At 64.1% G+C, this 22,216-nt stretch carries 17 protein-coding genes; 15 read left to right on the top strand and 2 right to left on the bottom strand.

The annotated features are described in order from the left end of the window. Nucleotides 1-19: 19 nt before the first annotated feature. Nucleotides 20-952 carry a LysR substrate-binding domain-containing protein gene (locus AC1DZP_RS05600; protein ID WP_477300678.1) on the bottom strand — a complete coding sequence of 311 codons (933 nt, stop codon included), beginning with the start codon at nt 950-952 and terminating at the stop codon, nt 20-22. Nucleotides 953-1,055: 103 nt separating this feature from the next. Between AC1DZP_RS05600 and AC1DZP_RS05605 the strand changes: the two genes are divergently transcribed. The 9 genes from AC1DZP_RS05605 to AC1DZP_RS05645 all read left to right on the top strand — a co-directional run bounded on the left by AC1DZP_RS05605 (nt 1,056) and on the right by AC1DZP_RS05645 (nt 13,236). Next, nucleotides 1,056-1,844, top strand: a complete 789-nt coding sequence (locus AC1DZP_RS05605; protein ID WP_477300680.1) for a HalD/BesD family halogenase — start codon at nt 1,056-1,058, stop codon at nt 1,842-1,844. Nucleotides 1,845-1,964: 120 nt separating this feature from the next. Then, complete coding sequence (locus AC1DZP_RS05610; RefSeq protein WP_477283824.1) at nt 1,965-2,657, top strand: GntR family transcriptional regulator; 693 nt, start codon at nt 1,965-1,967, stop codon at nt 2,655-2,657. A gap of 35 nt (nt 2,658-2,692) precedes the next feature. Next, nucleotides 2,693-3,799 carry a mandelate racemase/muconate lactonizing enzyme family protein gene (locus AC1DZP_RS05615; RefSeq protein WP_477300681.1) on the top strand — a complete coding sequence of 369 codons (1,107 nt, stop codon included), beginning with the start codon at nt 2,693-2,695 and terminating at the stop codon, nt 3,797-3,799. A 1-nt stretch (nt 3,800) separates the two neighbouring features. After that, nucleotides 3,801-4,985: a mandelate racemase/muconate lactonizing enzyme family protein gene (locus tag AC1DZP_RS05620; RefSeq protein WP_477300682.1), complete on the top strand. Its 1,185-nt coding sequence runs from the start codon at nt 3,801-3,803 to the stop codon at nt 4,983-4,985. 237 nt (nt 4,986-5,222) lie between these two features. Then, nucleotides 5,223-6,887: an ABC transporter substrate-binding protein gene (locus AC1DZP_RS05625; RefSeq protein ID WP_477300683.1), complete on the top strand. Its 1,665-nt coding sequence runs from the start codon at nt 5,223-5,225 to the stop codon at nt 6,885-6,887. 134 nt (nt 6,888-7,021) lie between these two features. Then, nucleotides 7,022-9,373: a molybdopterin guanine dinucleotide-containing S/N-oxide reductase gene (locus tag AC1DZP_RS05630; protein WP_477300685.1), complete on the top strand. Its 2,352-nt coding sequence runs from the start codon at nt 7,022-7,024 to the stop codon at nt 9,371-9,373. 11 nt (nt 9,374-9,384) lie between these two features. Then, nucleotides 9,385-10,338, top strand: a complete 954-nt coding sequence (locus AC1DZP_RS05635; protein ID WP_457152682.1) for an ABC transporter permease — start codon at nt 9,385-9,387, stop codon at nt 10,336-10,338. Next, complete coding sequence (locus AC1DZP_RS05640; protein ID WP_477300686.1) at nt 10,335-11,213, top strand: ABC transporter permease; 879 nt, start codon at nt 10,335-10,337, stop codon at nt 11,211-11,213. Before AC1DZP_RS05635 ends, AC1DZP_RS05640 begins: the two co-directional genes overlap by 4 nt. Beyond that, nucleotides 11,206-13,236 (top strand): dipeptide ABC transporter ATP-binding protein, encoded by a 2,031-nt coding sequence (locus AC1DZP_RS05645; protein ID WP_477300688.1) that lies wholly within the window; start codon nt 11,206-11,208, stop codon nt 13,234-13,236. The genes AC1DZP_RS05640 and AC1DZP_RS05645 overlap by 8 nt, the downstream gene beginning before the upstream one ends. A 30-nt stretch (nt 13,237-13,266) precedes the next feature. Here AC1DZP_RS05645 and AC1DZP_RS05650 read toward each other — a convergent pair whose 3' ends face one another. Continuing rightward, nucleotides 13,267-14,169: a LysR family transcriptional regulator gene (locus AC1DZP_RS05650; protein WP_477300690.1), complete on the bottom strand. Its 903-nt coding sequence runs from the start codon at nt 14,167-14,169 to the stop codon at nt 13,267-13,269. Between the two features lie 113 nt (nt 14,170-14,282). Here AC1DZP_RS05650 and AC1DZP_RS05655 point away from each other — a divergent pair, with 113 nt between their 5' ends. The 6 genes from AC1DZP_RS05655 to AC1DZP_RS05680 all read left to right on the top strand — a co-directional run bounded on the left by AC1DZP_RS05655 (nt 14,283) and on the right by AC1DZP_RS05680 (nt 22,199). Continuing rightward, nucleotides 14,283-15,938, top strand: coding sequence for an ABC transporter substrate-binding protein (locus AC1DZP_RS05655; protein ID WP_477300692.1), 1,656 nt, complete (start codon nt 14,283-14,285; stop codon nt 15,936-15,938). A 2-nt stretch (nt 15,939-15,940) separates the two neighbouring features. Further along, the gene (locus AC1DZP_RS05660; protein WP_095088254.1) at nt 15,941-16,819 is read left to right on the top strand and encodes a DUF427 domain-containing protein; all 879 of its coding nucleotides are present in this window, start codon (nt 15,941-15,943) and stop codon (nt 16,817-16,819) included. 67 nt (nt 16,820-16,886) lie between these two features. Next, the gene (locus tag AC1DZP_RS05665) at nt 16,887-17,651 is read left to right on the top strand and encodes an SDR family oxidoreductase (protein WP_477300694.1); all 765 of its coding nucleotides are present in this window, start codon (nt 16,887-16,889) and stop codon (nt 17,649-17,651) included. 437 nt (nt 17,652-18,088) lie between these two features. After that, nucleotides 18,089-19,063, top strand: coding sequence for an ABC transporter substrate-binding protein (locus tag AC1DZP_RS05670; RefSeq protein WP_477300696.1), 975 nt, complete (start codon nt 18,089-18,091; stop codon nt 19,061-19,063). A 77-nt stretch (nt 19,064-19,140) separates the two neighbouring features. Continuing rightward, nucleotides 19,141-20,220 (top strand): quaternary amine ABC transporter ATP-binding protein, encoded by a 1,080-nt coding sequence (locus AC1DZP_RS05675; protein WP_477300698.1) that lies wholly within the window; start codon nt 19,141-19,143, stop codon nt 20,218-20,220. Further along, nucleotides 20,217-22,199 carry an ABC transporter permease gene (locus tag AC1DZP_RS05680; RefSeq protein WP_477300699.1) on the top strand — a complete coding sequence of 661 codons (1,983 nt, stop codon included), beginning with the start codon at nt 20,217-20,219 and terminating at the stop codon, nt 22,197-22,199. Before AC1DZP_RS05675 ends, AC1DZP_RS05680 begins: the two co-directional genes overlap by 4 nt. The last annotated feature ends 17 nt before the right edge of the window (nt 22,200-22,216 follow it).

Raw genomic sequence — 22,216 nt, forward strand, 5'->3', positions numbered from 1 at the left:
ACCCCCGTCAGGTCCGGCCTCAGCGCGGCGCCCCGACCTTCCCATAGGTCGCGGGCGCCGCTTTCGTGAGCAGCTCCAGCAGGCCCGCGACATCGGCACGATCAGCCTTGGCCGGCGGCATGAACGCGCAGTAGGGATGCCCGAGGCGGACCGAGACGGGTGACAGCGCGATCAAGCGGCCTGCCTCCAGATCGGCGCGCGCCATGACCTGCTGACCAAGCGCAATGCCGAGACCCAGCCTCGCCGAGGTGATTGCCAGGCTGGACAGGCCGACGCGCCGCCCATGCGACGGGTCGGGCGAGCGACTGCCGCCTGATGCCGCGAACCAATCGGCCCAGGTCGGATGCGAGGCGTAGTTCGGTCCCCAATTAGTGTGGATGAACAGGCTTTCATGCAGGTCCGCCAGACCCGAATCGCCATTGCCGTGCCGGTGCCAGAATTCGGGCGCGCAGACCGGCAAGACATCATCATGGACAAGCCGGACGAGCTTCAATCCGGGATAGTGATAATCGCCATAGCTGATGCGCAGGTCGATGTTCTGGCGGATCAGGTCGACCGGATCGTCCTCGACCCGGACATCGATCGCCATCTGCGGAAAGGCATCGAGAAGCACGGCGAGCTTCGGGGCCAGCCACAGTTCGGCCAGCGAAAACGGCACGCTGACGACAAGGCGGGTTCGCAAGCCGCCTTCCAGCATGCGCCGGCCGATCGCCGCTATGTCGCCCAGCGCCCGCGCGGTTTGCGGATAGATGGCGTGGCCGGCGTCGGTCAGCGCGATGCGGTTGCCGCTGCGCACGAACAGTTGCTTGCCGAACCAGGTTTCGAGATTGCGTATCTGCTGGCTCACCGCCGCCGAGGACACGCCAAGCTCGGTCGCAGCCAGGGTGAAGCTGCCGGCACGCGCCGCGACCTCGAAGGCCTTGATCGCATTCAGCGGAGGCAGCCGTTCCACATCGATCCTCGAAAGTTTTTCTTGTCCAATCCTAATTATTTTGCGCGTTGAGAGAAAGATTTTTTTGCCGTCTCATAGGCTCGGAAACTCGGAGCCCACGACCATGAAAGACATCCTCGATCTCGACCGCTATCCGCTCGACCGCGAAGGCAGCGCCGAATGGCAGCGCCTCGTCGACCAATCCATCGCGGCACTGGAAGCCGACGGCATGTTCAACCTCGAGGGGTTCTTACGGCCCGGCGTCGCTGAAAAGGCGGTGGGGGAAATCCAGCCTGTCATGGCTGCGCGCTCGCATGTGCACAAGCGGATGCATAACATCTATTTCAAGCCTGACATTCCCGAGCTTGCGCCTGACCATCCGGCATTGCGCAAGGTCGAGACCATCAGCCACACCGTTTGCGCCGACCAGATCCCCGGCAGCGTCGTGCTCGCCATTTACGAATACGAACCGCTGCTGCGCTTCCTGGCGGCGGCGATGGGCAAGACCAGGCTGCATGTCATGCAGGACCCACTGGCGCGCACCAATGTCATGGCCTATCGCGCCGGCGAGGCGCTCAACTGGCATTTCGACCGTTCGGAATTCACCACAACCCTCCTGCTGCAGCAGTCGCAACGCGGCGGCGACCTCGAATACCGCACGGACCTGCGGTCGGACGACAATCCGAACTATGACGGCGTCGCCAGACTGCTCGAAGGGCGCGACCCCGAAGCCAAGATCCTGCGTATGAAGCCCGGCACGCTCAACGTCTTTCGTGGCAAGAACACCGCGCATCGCGTCACCACCGTCGAAGGCGAGCGCGAGCGCATGATCGCGGTGTTCTCCTACTACGAGAAGCCCGGCGTGATGTTCAGCGCCGAGGAACGGGTCGGCTTCTACGGCCGCGCGGCCTGAGGCCGAAGAAGCAGACATACCAGCGGTCCTCCAAGCGGTCCCCAAGAATCCGAAAATGACCTCTTGTTAGATTGTCGACAATCTGCTTGTCTTGCTCTCGGTTTCCTTGGGAGTGGCCGAATGGCGAAAGTGGATTTCAGTCCGATCGCGGATACGACGCGGCGCGCCGAGATCGTCGCGCTGCTGCGGCGCGCGATCCTGACCGGCCAGTTGGAACCGGGCCAGAAACTCAACGAGCTCCGCATTTCCGAACAGATGCGGGTCAGCCGCGCACCGCTGCGCGAGGCGATGCGCGAGCTGGTGCAGGAGGGCATCCTGACCAGTATTCCTTATGCCGGCACTTTCGTCGTCGACGTCACCGCCAAGGACATCGACGATGCCTATTCGCTCAACAAGGTGCTCGACGAATTCGCCATCGAGCGCACCTGGCCGCTGCGGGACCAGCGTTTCTTCGACGAGCTCGACCAACGCCACGAGGCGGTGAAACAGGCGACCCGCAACCGCGACACCACTCGTCAGATCGAAACGGCGCTGCAACTGCATGGCCTGATCTACGAATGGGCCGACAATTCTGTGCTGCTGGAAACCTGGCAGCGGCTGACCAGCCGGCTGCAGATGTATTTCGCCCTGCACCAACAGGCCCGCAACGAAGCGGTGCCGGCTGAAGACGTTCACGAGACCTATGTGTCGCTGCTCAAAGGAGCCGACATGCGCGCTGCCCAGCGCCATGCCCGCGAGCATATCGACCTCGATTTCGAGGAGCTTCTTTCCTACGCGCGCGATCTCGAACAGCGCCCGTCGAAAGGCGCCTGACCCGTTCCTCACCACCGCAGACAATGGACAGACACGTGCAGATCGAAACCATCAAAGCCTACCATGTCGTGCAGCCCTTCGTGGACGGGCCTTACCGCATGTCGAAAGGACGCGTTGCCGATGCCTTCGACGCGGTGATCGTGTCCATCACCGCTGATGGCGGTTTGACCGGCTGGGGCGAGATGGCGCCGCTAGGCAATTTCTACTCGCCCGCCTTCGCGGCCGGCGTGCGTGCCGGCGTGGTCGAGATCGCGCCGCATCTCATCGGCCACGATCCGCGCGGGCTGGCCGGTATCGGCCGGCTGATGGATACGGTGTTCAAGGGCCATCCCTACATCAAGTCGGCGCTCGACATGGCCTGCTGGGATCTGGCGGCGCGCGCCGCCGATGTGCCGCTGGTGACGCTGCTCGGCGGCCAGGAGAGCGAGACGGCGGAGCTGTACAAGGTCGTCACCCACGGCAGCGTCGAGGCCATGGCGGCGCTGGCCAAGCGCATCGTCAAGGACGGCTTCCACCGGCTCCAGGTCAAGGTCGGCGRCAATGTCCGTGACGACATCGAGCGTGTGACGGCGGTTGCCGCTTCGGTGCCGAAAGGCACGGTGATCTTCTGCGATGCCAACGCCGGCTGGACGCCCTACCAGGCGCGCCAGTTCGCTGACGCGACGCGGGCCATCGACTACACGTTCGAGCAGCCCTGCACGACAATCGACGAATGCATGTCGGTGCGCCGCTCGCTCGACAAGCCGATGGTGCTCGATGAATCCGTCGCCTCGCTGGACGACATGCTCGATATCCATCGCAAGGGTGCCGCCGACGGGCTGACGTTAAAGATCTCGCGGCTTGGCGGCGTGACGAAGACGCGGCAGATCCGCGATCTCGCCGTCGACCTCGGCTTCATGATCACCGTTGAGGACACCGGCGGCGCCGAGATCGACACCGCGGCGATGGCGCATCTGTCGCTGTCGACGCCGGAGGAACGCCGCCTGCACGCGATCGCCTTCCACGAATGGGTGACGGTGCGCACGGCTTCGAACAAGCCGCCGGTCACCGGCAGCCGCATGGGCATTCCGGATGGACCCGGCCTCGGCATCGACGTGGTCCCCGACCTGCTCGGGGCGCYGTTCTTCGAAATCGGCGGCTGAGATGAAAATCCGCGGCATCAAGGCCACGCCGATCAACCTGCGCCTCGAGGCGCCCTACGCCTGGGTGTTCGGCGAACTCGATGGGTTCTCGCCGACCATCGTCGAGGTCGAGACCGAGGATGGGCTGATCGGCCTCGGCGAGGCGCCGACGCCGGCGGCCGCCGCGATCATCAATGATGTCCTGGCGCCGCGCCTCGTCGCCCGCGATGCCTTCGACATCGCGGGCGCCGAGAATGCCTGCCTGCCCTACTGGACCGGCGTGCAGTCGATCAATGACCGCACCCGCATCATGGCGTTTGGCGCCATCGAGATGGCGTTCTGGGACCTGCGCGGCAAGGCGTGGAACCAGCCGCTCTACCAGTTGCTCGGCGGCGCCGTGCGCAAGGACATCCCGTTCACCGACTATTTTTCGCTGCGCGGCGACGGGCTGAAGGTCAAGGGCGAGACGACGCCGGAAGAGGTCGCCGACTATTGCGTCGAGCTGCACCAGACCCATGGGACGACCTTCTTCGAAGGCAAGTTCTCGACGCAGGATCCAAAAGTCTCGCTGAGAATGGTCGAGCTGATCCGCGAACGACTTGGCGACGATGCGATGATCCGTATCGATTCCAACCAGGCCTATTCGCTGGCGACGGCGCGTCGCCTGGCGCGGCCGCTGGAGGAGCTGGGCGTGCGCAATTGGGAGGATCCGGTGGCGACGATCGAGGAGATGCGCGAACTGCGGCGCCACTGCTCGATCCCGTTCTCGACCCACAACATCGACATTGCACGCGCGATGGACATGAAGGTGCCGGACGCTTTCGTCGGCAACCCGACGACGCACGGAGGCATCGGACGAATGCTGCGTTTCGTCGGCGCCTGCGAGCATGCCGGCATCGACTTCTGGTGCTACAGCGGCGACAGCGGCATCGGCAGCGCGGCCTATCTGCATCTGTGCGCGGCGCTGGGCTGGATCAGGGAGCCTAACCAGTCGCTGTTTCGCATGCTGCCGATGGACGTCATCGAGGAAGGGCCGTTTTCGCCGAAGAACAACGTCGTGCGCGTGCCGGAAGGGCCCGGTCTGGGCGTCACGCTGTCACGTGAAAACCTCGCTGCCTGTCACAGAGACTTTACCGAGAGGGGACCGTGCAACAAGTATCATGACCCGGCAAAGCCCGGAACCTATCGCCGTTTGCCGCTGAACTAGATGACGGCAGGTGACCAAGAAACGAGAAGCCAACCGCCGCGACTTCGGTCGGGAAGATTGGACAAAGACGGGTGAAAGCAGTGCAGCCAGGAATCCGGCGCATCCACGCCAAGGACTGGATGGACCGGAAAAGATCGCATGCTACAGTCCCGGTCACGGGCTATTCTGGCGGCCGGAAAATGGAGCTATCCGCAAAATTCGTCAGCCATAAAAACATAGGGGAAAGGGTAAAAACCCATGAGTAAGAATTATCACATTCTCGACCTGATCCGGCGCAATCGCTCGCCGCTTGAAAATCACCTGATCGATGGCCTCGTCGACGGCAGGGTCAGCCGCCGCGACTTCATCCGTCACGGCAGCCTGCTCGGCCTGTCGCTGCCGCTGCTGGGCCGCATCGGCGCGGCAGCCGGCCTCGGCGGCATGCCGTCGCTGGCGCGCGCCCAGGGCGCGCCCGGCGCCACCATCCGCGTCGCCAGCAGCGTGCCGGCGGCAACGATCGACCCTGTTACCATTGCCGACGCCGGCGGCCTCCTGGTCATGCAGCAGGTTGCCGAGTTCCTCTGCGTGGACGGCCCCGACCTCGTGCTGCAGCCGGCGCTGGCCGAAAGCTGGAAGCCGAACGACAACGGCACGGTGTGGACGTTCAAGCTGCGCAAGGGCGTGAAATTCCACAGCGGCGGCGAGATGAAGGCCGACGACGTCGTGGCCAGCATCGACCGCCTTGCCGATCCGGCAAACTCGTCCAACGCGCTGTCGGTGTTCAATGGCATCCTGCAGAAGGGCGCCAGTAAGAAAGTCGACGACTACACGGTGGAGTTCCACCTCGACGCGCCGAACGGCAATTTCCCCTACATGCTGTCGTCCGACAATTACAACGCCGTCATCATCCCGGCGAGCTACAAGGGCGAGTACGAGAAGAGCTTCGACGGCACTGGGCCGTTCAAGATCGAGAAATACACGGCAAAGGTCGGCGCCTCCTTCGTCCGCAACGAAGACTATTGGGGCACGAAGGCGTTGCCGGAGCGCACCGAGTTCACCTTCTTTACCGACACGCAGCCGCAAATCCTGGCACTGCAGGGCGGACAGGTCGACATCATCAACCAGTTGCCGGTGCTGTCCGGTGTCGCGCTGCTCAACGATCCGAATGTCGACATCATCAGCCTGAAGTCGGTCGCTCACCAGCAACTGCATATGCGCTGCGATTCCGACCCCTTCAAGGACCCGCGCGTGCGCCGCGCCATCGCACTCAGCCTCGACCGTGACAAGCTGGTTGCCGGTCTGATGAAAGGCCGGGCTTCGCCAGGCAATGACAGCCCATTCGCCCCGGCCTATCCGTCAACCGATGCGAGCGTGCCGCAGCGCAAGCAGGATATCGCGCAGGCCAAGCAGTTGATGGAAGCAGCGGGCGCCGGCAAGGGCTTCAAGGTGACGCTGACCACCGAGCGTTACCTGGAAATCCCCGAATACGCCCAGCTGATCCAGAACTGGGTCAAGGAGATCGGCATCGAGCTCGAGCTCAATATCCTCGACCAGGGCGGCTATTACGGAGACGCGGTGTTCGGCAAGTCGAACTGGCTGGATTCGGTGATGGGCATCACCGACTATGGCCACCGCGGGGTGCCGAATGTCTATCTTGCAGCACCGCTGAAGAGCGACGGCACCTGGAACGCCGCGCATTTCAAGAACAAGGACTACGACACGCTGGCGACCAGCTATATCGCCGCACTCGACCTCGAGGCGCAGAAGGCGACCGCAGGCAAGATCCAGAACCTGCTGCTCGAAGAAACGCCGGTCATCTTCGGCTATTTCTACGACTATCTGACAGCGACGGCGAAAGGCGTGGCCGGCGTGCAGCCGACCGCGATGTCGCAGCTGTTCCTCGACAAGGCATCGAGGGCCTGAACGGAGGCAGACAAGCCCAACCCGCAACTGCCAGCCCCTGCGGGGGCTGGCGCTTTCTCTGCCAGGCCGAGGCAAGGCGCTGCGCGTCGGCCTGACGTGAAACCCCGCGTTGCGGGGCGATTTATCATTGTCCCATGGAGTCCGAGACCCTGCTCACCACCATGCATTGGGGGACTTACGAAGTCCGTGCCGAGAACGGCAGGCTCGTCGGCGTCGAGCCATGGAGCGGCGACCCCGATCCATCGCCGATCGGCAAGTCCATGCTTGGTACGGTACAGGGTGACCTGCGCGTCTCCCGTCCCGCTATCAGGCGTGGCTGGCTGGAGGGGGACAGGTCCAGCGCTAAGGCCGGGCGCGGCAGCGAACCCTTTGTCGAAGTCCCATGGGAAACCGCACTGGATATCGTGGCGGCCGAACTGGACCGAATTCGCGTTGAGCATGGGAATGCCGCGATCTATGCGGGGTCCTACGGATGGGCGAGTGCGGGGCGATTCCACCATGCCCAAAGCCAGGTCCACCGTTTCCTCAACACGATCGGCGGCTACACAAGCTCGGTCCTCAGCTATTCCTATGGCGCTGCCGAGATCATCCTGCCGCACGTGCTTGGCGGGACCGATGGCCTGACGGGCAATCATTCCACCTGGGACGGGATCGAACGGAATAGCGAGTTGATCGTCGCCTTTGGCGGCCTGCCCTGGCGCAATGCGCAGATACAGGGGGGCGGCGCGGCACGTCACGAAGCGTCGGCGGCCTTGCGCAACGCCGTCGGCAACGGCGCCCATCTGATCAACGTTTCGCCCGTGCGCGACGATGCACCGCGCGGCGTCGAGACCGAATGGCTGCCGCTTCGGCCAAACAGCGACACCGCCTTGATGCTGGCCCTGTGCCATGTCCTCATCACCGAGGCCCGTCATGACGAGACATTTCTGGCGCGATACTGCATCGGCTTCGAGGTCGTGCGGGCCTATATCCTGGGAGAAAGCGACGGCCAGCCGAAGAGCCCAGCATGGGCGGCCGCCCTGAGTGGCGTGGCCGAAGACAGGATCATCGCGCTGGCCAGGGAAATGGCGGCCAAGCGCACGATGGTGATGGTGAGCTGGTCGCTGCAGCGCGCCGACCATGGCGAGCAGCCATATTGGGCGGCAATCACGCTTGCCGCTCTGCTCGGCCAAATCGGATTGCCGGGCGGCGGCCTTGGCTTCGGCTATTCGTCGACAAATGGCGCCGGAAGACCGGAGATGGGATTCCGGTGGCCGTCCGTGCCACAAGGCAGGAACCAGGTGCCGGACTTCATCCCGGTCGCGCGGATGGCCGACATGCTGCTCGATCCGCGCGGCTCGTTCGACTTCAACGGCGCCGCGCTTGTCTACCCCGACATCAGGCTCGTCTACTGGGCCGGCGGCAATCCGTTCCACCATCACCAGGACCTGAACCGGCTGGTCGAGGCTTGGCGGCGGCCTGAAACGATCATCGTCAACGAGCCCTTCTGGACGGCGACGGCGCGCCATGCCGACATCGTGCTGCCAGTCACCACACCGCTGGAGCGAAACGATCTCGCCTTTTCGAACCGGGAAAACCTCGTCGTCGCCATGAAGCAAGCGATCGACCCGGTTGGAGAAGCCCGCGACGATTATCGGATCTTTGCCGACCTGTCGGCCCGGCTCGGCACCAGCGAAGCCTTCACCGAAGGGCGCGGAGCCAGCGAATGGATCCGGGTACTTTACGAGCAAGCCAGGGACAATGCGGACGCGGCCGGGGTCGAGATGCCACCCTTCGACCGTTTCTGGCATGACGGCCACGCCGACCTTGCCCGGCAGGTTACGTCGCAGACACTGCTCGGTTCCTTCCGCGCCGATCCAGAGCGGCATCGGCTGGCGACGCCATCGGGCCGTATAGAGCTGTTCTCGCCGACAATCGATTCCTTCGGCTATGACGACTGTCCGGGTCACGCTGTCTGGCGCGAGCCGCGGGAATGGCTGGGCAGCGACCTTGCCAGCCGGTTCCCGCTGCATCTTCTGTCCCCGCAGCCGGCGGACAAGCTGCACAGCCAGTACGATCACGGCTCGGTGAGCCGGGCGGGCAAAGTGTCGGGCCGCGCGCCGCTGTGGATCAACCCTGCCGATGCCGCCGCGCGCGGCATCCTGGACGGCACGGTCGTGCGCGTCTTCAACGATCGCGGTGCGTGCCTCGCGGGCGCCGTGCTGACGGACGGCCTGATTCCGGGCGTCGTCCAGCTGCCCACCGGTGCATGGTTCGACCCCTCCTCGCCCGGACAGCCGAACAGTCTGGAAAAGCATGGCAATCCGAATGTGCTGACACCCGACCGGGGGACGTCGCGCCTTGCCCAATCGCCGACCTGCAATTCGACGCTGGTCGAGGTGTCGCGATTTGACGGAGCCGTTCCCCCGGTGACAGCATTCGATCCGCCTGTCACAGTGAGTTTACCCGACGTGTCCGGCATGCCTGGGCCGATGGATCTTACATAGGAGTCGATGCCATTCTCTCCTTCCTTGCCCGGCGTGTCTCGCTGTCGCTGGTGACGCTGTTCCTGCTCAGCATCATGGTGTTCCTGGGCGGCCAGGTGCTGCCCGGCAATGTCGGGCGCGCCATATTGGGCCCGTTCGCCGACCAGCGCGCCGTCGACGCGCTCAATCACACGCTCGGTGTCGATCGCCCGCTGCTGGCGCAGTACTGGGGCTGGATCTCGAACTTCGTCCAGGGCGACATGGGCACGTCCTACATCTTCCGCTCTCCAGTCGCGCCCTTCGTCATCGATGCGCTCGGCAATTCGATGAAGCTGGCGGCGGTCGCCTTCGTGCTGGTGGTGCCGATCGGTATCCTCGGCGGCGTCATCGCGGCGCTCAATCTCAACCGGCCGCTCGACCGCATCATCAGCCTTGGCGGCCTGTCGGTGACGGTGCTGCCCGAATTCGTCACCGGCATCATCCTGATCCTGATTTTCGGCGTCTGGCTGCGCTGGCTGCCGATATCGGCCGCCTGGCCGCGCAATGCCGGCTTCTTCACCCAGCTCTATTACCTGATCCTGCCTTCGTTGCCGCTGTTCCTGGTGCTGTTCGGCTATATCGCCCGCATGGCGCGTTCCGGCATGATCGAGGCACTCGATTCCGACTACACGCGAACAGCCGTGCTCAAGGGCCTGCCATGGCGCACGGTGATCTGGCGGCATGTGCTGCGCAACGCGCTGTTGCCGACCATCACTGTCATCGCGACGCAGACCGGCTATCTCATCGGCGGCCTCGTCGTGATCGAGACGCTGTTCCGCTACCAGGGCATCGGCTCGCTGATCTTCACCGCAGCGCGCGGCAAGGATTTCCCGATGCTGGAATCGGGAATTCTCACCATCGGCATCGTCTATGCCGTGGCGACGCTCGTCGCCGACTTCCTCTATTCCGTGCTCAATCCGCGCATCCGGCTGGGGTCAGATCAATGAGCGCTGTCCAGACCACCTCCCCCACTCCAGACGACACGCGAAAGCGCGGCCCGCTGGCGGAGGTGCTGTTTTCGCTGCTGCGCTCCGGCACCTTCCTGACCGGTTTCGCCATCGTGATGTTCTGGGTTGCCTGCGCCCTGTTCGGCGAGCATTTCGCGCCCTACGACCCGCTTGCCGACGACATCATCAACGCGCTAGCGCCGCCTTCGGCCGAACACTGGTTCGGCACCGACCAGATCGGCCGCGACGTCTTCTCGCGCGTCATCGTCGGCTCGCGCGACATCCTGACCGTCGCCCCGCTGGCAACCTTGCTGGCGACCGTGGCCGGCACGGCACTCGGCCTCATCACCGGCTATTTTCGCGGCCTCGTCGACGATGTCGTCAGCCGCATCCTCGAAGCCTTCATGGCGATCCCGGTGGTCATCGTCGCGCTGTTGGCCATCGTGGCGCTCGGCACATCCAAGACGACAGTCATCGTCGTCATCGGCCTCAGCTTCGCGCCGATCATCGCGCGCACGGTGCGCTCCGCAGTGCTTGCCGAGCGCGAGCTCGACTATGTCGCCGCCGCACAGCTCAGGCACGAAAGTGCTGCGCATACGATGTTCGTCGAGATCCTGCCCAACGTCATCCCGCCGATCCTGGTCGAGACCACCGTGCGGCTCGGCTATGCCATTTTCGCGGTCGCCACGCTCTCCTTCATGGGCTTCGGCATCCAGCCGCCCTCGCCCGACTGGGGGCTCTCGATCTCCAACAATTACGGCATGATCGGCGGCGGTTTCTGGTGGACGGTGCTGTTCGACGCGCTGGCCATCGCCTCGCTGGTGATTGGCGTCAACCTGGCGGCTGATGGCGTTCACGGAGCGCTCAATGACTAAATCCGCCAAGGCCGAAAACGCCCTCGAACTCAAAGACCTGTCGGTCGCCTATCGCGTCGCCGGCCGCAACCGCGCGGTGCTGCGCAACCTCAGCCTCAACATCGGCCAGGGCGAAGCCTACGGGCTGGTCGGCGAGTCCGGTTGCGGCAAATCCACCGTGGCGCTCACCGTCGTGCGCTATCTGCCGCGAAACGGTTCGATCACCGGCGGCGCAATCTCGCTCGACGGCCAGGACGTCATGAAGCTGGATGCCGAGGCGCTCAGGCGGGCGCGGGCCGAAAGCGTCTCCATGGTCTACCAGGATCCGGGCAAGGCGCTGAACCCGTCGATCCGCGTCGGCCGCCAGCTGACCGAGATTTTTGAACTTGGCGGCATAACAGGCAAGGCGGCCGAGGATCGTGCGGTTGCCATGCTCAACCGCGTGCGCATCTCCGATCCGACAAGCGTCATGCAGCGCTACCCCCACCAGCTTTCCGGCGGCATGCAGCAACGCGTGGCGATTGCCATGGCGCTGGCCAACGATCCGTCGATGCTGATCCTCGACGAGCCGACGACCGGCCTCGATGCGACGGTGGAAGCCGAAGTGCTCGACCTGATCGCGCAGCTCCGGCAGGAACTGTCGGCCTCGATCCTGTTCATCAGCCACAACCTCGCGGTCGTCGCCAACATGTGCGACCGGGTCGGTGTGCTCTATGCCGGCATGCTGGTGGAGGAAGGGCCGACCGAGGTCGTATTCAACGATCCGCGCCATCCCTATACAGTCGCACTGCTGCGCTGCCTGCCGCGCGGCGGTCAGCGCAAGGATCAGGGTCGGCTCGACACCATTCCAGGCTTCCTGCCCGGCATCGGTGCCGACATCAAGGGCTGTGCGTTCGCCGACCGTTGCGCGCTGGCCGACGACCGCTGCCGCAGCGAATTGCCGCCGCTCTACGATCTGGGCGGCCGGCTGTCGCGCTGCTTCTATCACGAAAAGGCGCAGGCGTTGCCGCGCGCAACCCCGAGCGATGTCGCGCCCGCCCCAAAGGCGGCAGCCGTGCCGGTGCTGCGCGTCGCCGGGCTGAACAAGACCTATTCCAGCCATGGCCACGCGCTGCGCGCCGTGAAGGACGTTTCGCTCGATTTGCGCCCGGGCGAAACGCTTGGGCTGGTCGGCGAGTCCGGCAGCGGCAAGACGACCTTCGCCAGGCTGCTGCTCGGCCTGGTGCCGCCGGATGACGGCGGCACGATCGTGCTCGAAGGCAAGGCGCTGGCGCCGCGGCTGGAAAACCGCAGCGACGACCAGATCAAGGCGATGCAGATCGTCTTCCAGAATCCGGACTCGGCACTCAACCGCTCGCACTCGATCCGGCACTTGATCGGCCGCGCACTGAAGCGGCTTGCGGGCTTGAGCGGCAAGGCGCTCGAGGCTCGGCTCAACGACCTCGTCCGTTCAGTCCGGTTGACCGACCGGCATCTTGCCGTCAAGCCACGCCAGCTCTCTGGCGGCCTGAAGCAGCGCGTCGCCATTGCGCGCGCCTTCGCCGGCGACCCGCGCATCGTCGTGTGCGACGAGCCGACCTCGGCGCTCGACGTGTCGGTGCAGGCGGCGATCCTCAACCTTCTCGCCGACCTGCAGTCGAAGGAAGACGTCAGCTACATCTTCATCTCGCATGATCTTGCCGTGGTGCGTTACCTCTCGGACAAGATCGCCGTGCTCTATCTCGGCCGGATCATGGAACTCGGACCGTCGGAAGACGTCTTTTCCGGCCCGCATCATCCCTACACCGAAGCGCTGCTGTCGGCCGTGCCCAAGCTCGATCAGACCGAGACGGCGCGCATTCGCCTCGACGGCGAAATCCCCAGCGCCACCAACCCGCCGTCGGGCTGCGTGTTCCACACGCGCTGCCCGCGCAAGATCGGTGCGATCTGCGAGCAGCAGGAACCGCCGCTCAGCGAAGCGCAACCCGGCCACTCGATCCGCTGCCATATCCCCTACGAGGAACTGGCACGGCTGCAGAAGGACGTGGTGACCGAACCGGCGTAGCGGGGATCACCATGCATACGGTCTGGCCCGTCACATCTGGCCGGTCATGCCCAGGGAACGGTCGCCTTCCGAAAACCCCTGACCTTCCGCCCAATCTCCAGCCAGCGAGCGCAGCCCGGTGAGCGCGACATCCAGGACATCCGAAGAGACCGGATTGCTGGGATAGGCAAGGTAGATCGGGCGCTGGAACACCGGCGCGTTGTCGATGCGGCGCATTTCGCCGCGCTCGATATGTGTGCTGACGGCACTGAGCGGCAGGTAGGCCGCCGCCTGCCGAGACAACACGTGCTGCAGGCCGATGAAGACCAGTCCTGCCGAGATGGCCGGCTTGACCATGCCGGCAAAGGCGCGGTCGTGCTCGATGCGGAACTCCAGCCCCCAGTCCATGAGGATGTAGTTTTCGGTCCAGGACTTCGTCTGCGCGGCATGCTGGACGAGCACGACCTGGTCGACCGCCAGCGTTTCGTAGACGATGCCGGGATGCGGGCGCGGCAGATAGAGGATGCAGATGTCGAGCAGGCCTTCCGCCAGCTGGTCGATCGCCAGATCGGGGAAACTGCCCTCCAGGCGCAGCGCGACGTTCGGCCGCCTGGCGCGCATCCACTCGACCCATGGCGAGGTGATGCGGTCCCACAGATAGGCGGGGGCGGTCAGCCGCAGCAGCGTCTCGTAGCCATCGGGAAYGGCGATGTCCTGCCGCGATTGCTCCCAGGTGCGGGTGATGGAGGAGGCATGCGGCAGGAACTGGCGGCCGGCCGGCGTCAGCGTCACGCCATCGCGGTCGCGCACGAAAAGCCGGCGCCCCAACTGCTCCTCCAGTCCCCGGATCCGCGCGCTGACGGTGGACTGGGCGAGGTTGAGCCGGCTGGCCGCGACGGTGAAGCTGCCATGGGCGGCAACTTCGAGAAAGCTGCGCAGATTTTCAGTGTCCATGCCTCACCCCTTGCATCGAAAATTTCGATGGCCCCTATCAAAAAATATCGCTTTGCGGCGGCAGTCAACAATGAACTAGATGGCAAACCCCAAGCCAAGCGAGGAATGCAGCCATGCCAAAGCATTTCAGGATGATCGACGCCGCTCGCCGGAATCTCACAGCAATCGAAAATTCCGCTGTCGATGAACTGCTCGCCGGCAGGATGGGCCGGCGCGATTTCCTGCGCCATGGCAGCGTGCTTGGCCTCTCCCTGCCATTCCTCGGCGGCCTAGTGGGCGCAGCCGGTCTCGGCACGCAACAGGCCCGCGCCGAGGGCAAGCCGGGCGGCACGGTGCGCGCCGGCGTGGCCACGCCGGGCGGCGCCATCGATCCCGTCACCTACTATGACAGCGGCAGCTACCAGCTGGTTTTCCAGACCGCCGAGTTTCTCTGCATCACCCAGGCGGACCTCACGTTGAAGCCGGTGCTGGCGGAAAGCTGGGCGCCGAACGAGGATGGCAGCGTGTGGACCTTCAAGCTGCGCAAAGGCGTGAAATTCCACAATGGCGAGGACTTCAAGGCCGACGACGTCGTCGCGACCTTCGACCGGCTGGCCGATCCGAGCGGCGCCTCGAACGCGCTGTCGGTGTTCAAGGGCCTGCTGTCGAAGGGCGGCACAAGGAAGGTCGACGACCATACCGTCGCCTTCCATCTCGACGCGCCGAACGGCAGCTTTCCCTATTCGGTGTCGATCGACAATTACAACGCCGTCATCCTGCCGGCGAGCTACAAGGGCGACTACGAAAAGACCTTCGAAGGGACCGGACCGTTCCGGCTGGAGACCTACACGCCGAAGGTCGGCGCGACCTTCGTGCGCAACCCCGACTATTGGGGCGAGAAGGCGCTGCCGGACCGTCTCGAATTCAAGTTCTACGGCGACGTGCAGCCGCGCATCCTGGCGCTGCAGGCCGGCGAGGTCGACATCCTCGACGCCGTTCCGCTCGACGTCAGCCAGGTCGTGCTGAACAGCCCCGACATTACGGTGCTGCGCGTCGCATCGACCGCGCATCGCCAGCTGCACATGCGCTGCGACACCGGCCCCTTCACCGACAAGCGCGTGCGCCAGGCGCTGGCATTGTGCATCGACCGCTCCAAGCTGGTCGATGGTCTGTGCCGCGGCATGGCGGCGACCGGCGATGACAGCCCGTTCGCGCCTGCCTTCCCCGCGACGGACAAGACGGTGCCGCAACGCGTCCAGGACATCGCCAAGGCCAAGCAGCTGCTCGAAGCGGCCGGCGTTGCCAGCGGCTTCGACATCACGCTGACGACGCTGCGCTATTCGGACATTCCCGGCTACGCGCAGCTGTTCCAGAACTTCGCCAAGGAAATCGGCGCCCGCATCGCGCTCAACATCGAGGACCAGGACAAGTATTACGGCAAGGCGGTGTTCGGCCAGTCGGACTGGCTGGACAGTCCGCTCGGCATCACCGACTACGCGCATCGCAGCGTGCCCAACGTCTTCCTCAAAAGCCCGCTGGTCAGCGACGGCCCCTGGAACGCTGCGCATTTCAAGAGCCCCGCCTATGACGGCATGGTCACCAGCTATCTGAAGGCGCTCGATATCGGCGCACAGCGCAGTGCCGCCTCCGACATCCAGAAACTGCTGCTTGACGAGACGCCGGTCATTTTCAGCTATTTCCCCGACCTGCTGGTGCCGGTGCGCAAGAATGTCAGCGGACTGCCGCCGATCGCCGCCGGGCTGCTGCTCGATCGCGTATCCATAGGCTGATCATGAACGTGATCGCCAAGACCAAGAACCGGGAGAGTACCATTCGCAAGCGTCATCTGCGCGGCCGCGGGCCGCATTTTCCGCTGCTCGACAGCATCACCCAATATGATTTCGAGCCGGGTTATGTCGCCTTCACCATGCCGACGCAGAAGCGGCTGCGGGTGCAGGTCGGGTCGATGATTGTCGCCGACACGGTCAACGCGCTGGTGCTCTACGAGTCCGACCACCTGCCGGTCTATTATTTCCCGATGAGCGACGTGCGCGAAGAGTTTCTGTTGCCGAGCACAACGACGACCGAGAGCCCGTTCAAGGGCGTGGCGACCCACTACTCACTCAACACCGGCGTGACGCTGGTCGAGGACGCGGCCTGGCGCTACGCCGATCCGGTGAAAGGCAGCCCGCCGCTCGCCGACTACATGTCGTTCTACTGGAGCAAGATGGGCCACTGGTTCGAGGAGGACGAGGAGATCTTCGTGCATGCCCGCGATCCGTTCCGCCGCGTCGACTGCCTGCCGTCGTCACGGCGCGTGCAGGTCATTCTCGACGGTGAGCAGGTCGCCGATTCACGCCGTGGCGTGTTCCTGTTCGAAACCGGACATCCGGTGCGCCACTATCTGCCGATCTCCGATACGCGGCTCGATATGTTTGCGCCCAGCCGCTACATCTCACGCTGCCCCTACAAGGGCATCTCCAACTACTATCACGTGACGACCAAGGCCAAGCGCCACGAGAACCTCGTCTGGTACTATCCAGAGCCGGTGCACGAGGCGGAGCGGATCAAGGGGCTGGTCTGCTTCCACCACGAACTGGTCGACAAGATCCTCGTCGACGGGGTCGAAATCCCGAAGGAAGCCACGGCCGCGTCGGACGGCTATTTCTGAACGATGCAGAGCGCTTGATCGGAGCACGGCTCAGCGCGTACCCTCTCCGAGGCAGGGAGGGCTATCGATGGATCTTTTCAAACTGGACGGCGATGTCGCGCTGGTCACCGGCGCCGGCAGCGGCATCGGCCAGGCAATCGCGATCGGACTGGCCGAGGCAGGCGCCGACGTCGCCTGTTTCGGCCATGCTTCGAAAGGCGGGTTGGACGAAACCGCCCACCGGATCACGGCGCTCGGCCGCAAGGCGCTGGTGCTGACCGGCACGGTGACATCGCAGAGCGATCTCGCGACGGCGATCGATCGCCTTGAGAGTGAACTCGGTGCGCTGACCGTCGCCGTCAACAATGCCGGCATCGCCGGTTCGGAACCGGCCGAGACGCTGTCGCTGGAGACATGGCAGAAGGTGCACGAGGTCAATGTCGCCGGCGTGTTCCTGTCCTGCCAGGCCGAAGCCCGCAAGATGCTGGCGCGGCGCAAGGGCTCGATCATCAACATCGCCTCGATGTCGGGTACCATCGTCAACCGGGGCCTGACGCAGGCGCACTATAACTCCTCGAAAGCAGCGGTCATCCACATGTCGAAGAGCCTCGCCATGGAGTGGGCCGACCGCGGGCTGCGGGTGAATGTCGTCAGCCCGGGCTACACGCTGACGCCGATGAATAAGCGGCCGGAGGTGGCGGAAGAGGTCAAGATCTTCAAGCGCGACACGCCGATGGGGCGCATGGCGGCGCCGGAGGAAATGGTCGGGCCGACGGTGTTCCTGGCCAGCCGTGCGTCGAGCTTCGTCACCGGCCTCGACCTGATTGTCGATGGCGGCTACGTCTGCTGGTAGGATGGAAGATCTGGCGACCGGGCTCGACTTCGCCTGTAGTCTGAAATTTTGCAACCCGCGGGCGTTAGTCGTTGCGCGACATGAACGTTGGTATATATACTTTCATCCTATGAAACGGTCCTGGCGAGATGGGGCTTGCCGGGCCGACAGCCGAGATCATGGGACCTTGATGGCTCGCACCTTGCAGGGCGCCGCAAGACTGGAAATTGATCCGCAGGTGATCGCTTCCGCAGCGATCCGTCGGCAGCCATGACGCTGACCCTCCAGTCCCATTCGACCATCAGCAGAATTGAGCACCGTCTTGCCTGCCTTGGCCAAAGTCAGGGCGACAATTTGGTGCCGACGGCCTTGCGCAACGACCAGCCTTTCCAACACAATCAAGAAAAGCCGCAAGAAGGGAACGAACGATAATTTTCACAGCTTGAAGGAGAACAAGCATGTCATTTCGCAGCCAGATCTCGAAACTGTCGATGGGCGCGGTCGCGCTCGCGTCCCTAAGCCTGCTGACACCTTCCGCCCAAGCCGCAGCACCCGAATCCAACGACCCGATCAAGATCGCGCTGTTCGACTGGACCAGCGTCAACCTGAATGCCAAGATCCTCGGCGGCATCCTGGAAAAGCTCGGCTATACCGTCGAATACCCGACCGCCGACTACCTCTCCAGCCTGACCACAGGCCTCACCAATGGCGACCTCGATGTCGGCCTGGAGTTCTGGGACACGACCGCCGGCGAAGCCATGAAAGCCTCTGACGCGACCGGCCAGACCGAACGGCTCGGCAAGCTCGGGCCCAAGGCCAAGGAAGAGTGGTGGTTTCCCGAATACATGAAGGAAAAGTGCCCGGGCCTCCCCAATTGGGAAGCGCTGAAGGACCCGAAATGCGCCGAAGCATTTTCGACGGCGGAGACCGCACCCAAGGGTCGCTATCTCGGCGGCCCGGTGACCTGGGAAGGCTTTGACGACGAGCGTGTCGAGGCGCTGAAACTGCCCTTCACCGTCATCCATGCCGGCACCGACGCGGCGATGTTCGCCGAGCTGGACTCGGCCTACCAGCGCAAGGCGCCGATCATGCTGTGGATCTATTCGCCGCATTGGGCACCGGCCAAGTACAAGGGCGAATGGGTGCAGTTCCCCGAATACACACCCGAATGCTACAATGACCCGAAATGGGGCGTGAACCCGGACGCCAAATATGATTGCGGCAAGCCGCATGGCGAGATCTGGAAGTACTCCTGGTCCGGCATGAAGGACAAGTGGCCGGTCGCCTACAAGGTAGCAAAGGCGTATACGATCGACACCGATGAGCTCAACAAGATGAGCGGCGAGATCGATCTCGGCGGCAAGACGCCGGAAGACGTCGCCGCCGCCTGGATCGCTGCCCACGAGGCAGACTGGAAAGCCTGGGCGCAGTGATTGTTCCGACTGGAGAGATGAGACCCGGCTGTTGATCGGCCGGGTCTCGATTCCTGATATTCCAGAAGGACGATTGGATGACGGATAGGACTGAACAGGCACCGACGCAGCCGGGCAAGGATGCCCGCCCGATTAAGCTTGCCTGCCGCAATGTCTGGAAATTGTTCGGATCGAACGCGGCCAATTTCATCCGCGAGCGCGATGGCAAGGCCAGCATGGCCGACGTCACTGCCGCCGGGCTGGTTGGGGCCGTGCGCGCCGTCGACCTTGAAATCCGCCAGGGCGAGATCTTCATCATCATGGGCCTGTCGGGGTCCGGCAAGTCAACGCTGGTGCGCTGCATGTCGCGGCTGGTCGAGCCGACGCACGGCAAGGTCGAATTCGAAGGCAACGACCTGCTGAAAATCTCGGATGCGGCACTTATCGAATTGCGGCGCCACCGGATGGGCATGGTGTTCCAGAATTTTGCGCTCTTGCCGCACCTCAACGTGCTGGAAAATATCGCCTTTCCGCTCAGCATCCAAGGACAGGACCGGCCGACTCGCGAAGCCCGGGCGCATGAGGTCATAGAGCTCGTCGGATTGCGTGGCCGCGAGCATTTCTACCCGCGCGAGCTTTCCGGCGGCCAGCAGCAGCGTGTCGGCATCGCCCGCAGCCTCGCGACCAAACCGGAAATCTGGTTTCTCGATGAGCCGTTCTCGGCGCTCGACCCATTGATCCGCCGCGAGATGCAAGACGAGTTGATGCGGCTGCAGACCATGCTGCACAAGACCATCGTCTTCATCACCCATGATTTCGACGAAGCGATCCGGCTGGCCGACCGCATCGCCATCATGAAGGACGGCGAGGTCATCCAGATCGGCACGCCGGAAGAGCTGGTGGTCAACCCGGCGACCGACTATGTCGCCGAATTCACCCGCGACGTCGACCGCGCCAAGGTGATCTCGGCGCGCAGCCTGATGCGCGCCTGCGACGGCGCCGAGCATGGCGGCACCGTTGCGCCGGATGCCAAGATCGCAAGCTTTTCAGCGGAGATCGTATCCGCCGGCAAGCCGTTCGCGGTGGTCAACGGCACCGGCAAGCCGATCGGCGAGGTGACGCCGCAAGCGGTGATCGATCTGCTGGCCGGCATCGATCGTTCGAGGGCCGGCGCATGACGGTGACGGCTGGCGCCAGCGAGGCAAGGGCGCGTCCGGTTCAGATCTGGCTGATCGTCTGGGCCTCGGCGCTTGCTGCCGTGCTTGTCGTGTTCCTGCTGCAGGACAGCCTGCCCTGGGCTGTCAATTATCCCGCCAGTGCAATCGTCCCGGTCGCCGACTGGGTCGGCGCCTTGATGGGCTGGATCAAGTCGAACCTGTCGTGGCTGACGCGCTCGATCACAGCGGTGCTCGGCGTGCCGCTCGACTTCGCGCTCAACCTGCTGGCCAAGAATTTCAAGATCGGTCACGGCGCCGACGCCTTTGTCTTGCCGCGCCTGTCCTGGGTCGGCGTCTGCGCCGCCGCCTTCCTTGCCGGGCATGCCGCCGGTGGCCGGAAGCTCGGCATGCTGGTCGGCGGGTGTTTCCTCTACATCGCACTGTTTGGCCAATGGACCAGCGCCATGCTGACGCTGGCGCTGATCTCCATCGCCGTGCCGTTCTGCATCGTCACCGGCCTCTTCGCCGGCATCTGGGCGTGGCGCAAACCATGGGCGGAAAGGCTCATCGTCTCCCCCGCCCTTGACCTGATGCAGACGATTCCGACCTTTGCCTATCTGATCCCGATGCTGCTTCTGTTCGGCAACAGCCCGGTTTCGGCGATGATCGCGACCGCCATCTTCGCCACGCCGCCGATGGTGCGGGCGACGATGCTTGGGCTGTCGCGGGTGCCGTCCGAGATCGACGATTTCAGCGAGATGGCCGGCTGCACGGCGCGGCAGAAACTGTGGCGGGTGCTTTTGCCGTCGGCGCGGCCGACGCTGATGGTCGGCGTCAACCAGGTGATCATGCTGGCGCTAAACATGGTGATCATCGCTTCGATGATCGGCGCCGGCGGTCTCGGCTACGACGTGCTTCTGGCGTTGCGCGCGCTGAAGGTCGGCGAGGCGATGGAAGCCGGTCTCGCCATCGTCGCACTGGCGATCGCACTCGACCGACTAAGCCAGGCGATCGCGCACAAGCAGGCAAAGGGCCATGTTCATCGGGAAATGAGCCCGAGCTTCTGGCGGCGCTACCCCAATCTGACACTGGCGATCGCCATCCTTGTCGTCACCACGCTGCTCGGCCTGTTCGTGCCGGCCTTCGCGGCGGTGCCGAAAGCGATCACCTTCACCACCGCGCCGCTTTGGAAGGCAGCGGTGAACTGGATCACCATCAACTTCTTCGACACGATCGAGGCGTTTCGCGTGGCGCTGATCCTCAACGTGCTAAACCCGCTGCGCGCCTTCTGCGAAGGCTTTCCGTGGCTGGGCGCGGTTTTCCTGCTCGGCCTTGCCGGCTATCAGCTCTCGGGCCTGCGGCTCGCGGCCCTGGTTGCCGCACTCACCGCTTTCTGCGCCATCACCGGGCTGTGGGAAAAGACCATGGCGACGGTCTATCTCTGCGGCATCTCGGCCTTCATCGCTTGCCTGATCGGCATCCCCATTGGCCTGATGGCCTCACGCAGCGACCGTTTCGAGAAGATCGTCACGCCGATCATCGACACGCTGCAGGTGCTGCCATCCTTCTGCTTCATCATCCCGGTGGTGATGCTGTTCCGGGTCGGTGACGTCACGGCGATGATCGCAACGGTCGCCTTCGCCGTGGTGCCGGCCATCCGTTACACCAATCACGGCATCCGCCAGGTGCCGCCAGCGCTGATCGAGGCGGCAAAAGTGTCGGGCTGCACGCCGCGCCAGACCTTCTTTCGCGTGCAGCTTCCGCTGGCGCTGCCCGAAATCATGCTGGGCGTGAACCAGACGATCCTGATGGCGCTGGCGATGATCATCATCTGCGCCATGGTCGGCACCCGCGATCTCGGCCAGGAAGTGTTCATCGCGCTGTCCAAGGCGGATTCCGGCCGCGGCATCGTCGCCGGCCTCGCCATCGCCTTCATCGGCATCGTCGCCGACCGGCTGTTCAACGCGTGGACGGCGAAGGCACGGGCAAGGCTGGGTTAGTCCAATTTGGTGCCGAA

It is taken from the genome of Mesorhizobium sp. P2_F8 (assembly GCF_056403655.1).

What these genes read in the sequence shown, in the direction of transcription:
- AC1DZP_RS05605 (WP_477300680.1), top strand. Translation starts at nt 1,056, where the DNA reads ATGAAAGACATCCTCGATCTCGACCGCTATCCGCTCGACCGCGAAGGC.
- AC1DZP_RS05610 (WP_477283824.1), top strand. Translation starts at nt 1,965, where the DNA reads ATGGCGAAAGTGGATTTCAGTCCGATCGCGGATACGACGCGGCGCGCC.
- AC1DZP_RS05620 (WP_477300682.1), top strand. Translation starts at nt 3,801, where the DNA reads ATGAAAATCCGCGGCATCAAGGCCACGCCGATCAACCTGCGCCTCGAG.
- AC1DZP_RS05625 (WP_477300683.1), top strand. Translation starts at nt 5,223, where the DNA reads ATGAGTAAGAATTATCACATTCTCGACCTGATCCGGCGCAATCGCTCG.
- AC1DZP_RS05630 (WP_477300685.1), top strand. Translation starts at nt 7,022, where the DNA reads ATGGAGTCCGAGACCCTGCTCACCACCATGCATTGGGGGACTTACGAA.
- AC1DZP_RS05640 (WP_477300686.1), top strand. Translation starts at nt 10,335, where the DNA reads ATGAGCGCTGTCCAGACCACCTCCCCCACTCCAGACGACACGCGAAAG.
- AC1DZP_RS05645 (WP_477300688.1), top strand. Translation starts at nt 11,206, where the DNA reads ATGACTAAATCCGCCAAGGCCGAAAACGCCCTCGAACTCAAAGACCTG.
- AC1DZP_RS05655 (WP_477300692.1), top strand. Translation starts at nt 14,283, where the DNA reads ATGCCAAAGCATTTCAGGATGATCGACGCCGCTCGCCGGAATCTCACA.
- AC1DZP_RS05660 (WP_095088254.1), top strand. Translation starts at nt 15,941, where the DNA reads ATGAACGTGATCGCCAAGACCAAGAACCGGGAGAGTACCATTCGCAAG.
- AC1DZP_RS05665 (WP_477300694.1), top strand. Translation starts at nt 16,887, where the DNA reads ATGGATCTTTTCAAACTGGACGGCGATGTCGCGCTGGTCACCGGCGCC.
- AC1DZP_RS05670 (WP_477300696.1), top strand. Translation starts at nt 18,089, where the DNA reads ATGTCATTTCGCAGCCAGATCTCGAAACTGTCGATGGGCGCGGTCGCG.
- AC1DZP_RS05675 (WP_477300698.1), top strand. Translation starts at nt 19,141, where the DNA reads ATGACGGATAGGACTGAACAGGCACCGACGCAGCCGGGCAAGGATGCC.
- AC1DZP_RS05680 (WP_477300699.1), top strand. Translation starts at nt 20,217, where the DNA reads ATGACGGTGACGGCTGGCGCCAGCGAGGCAAGGGCGCGTCCGGTTCAG.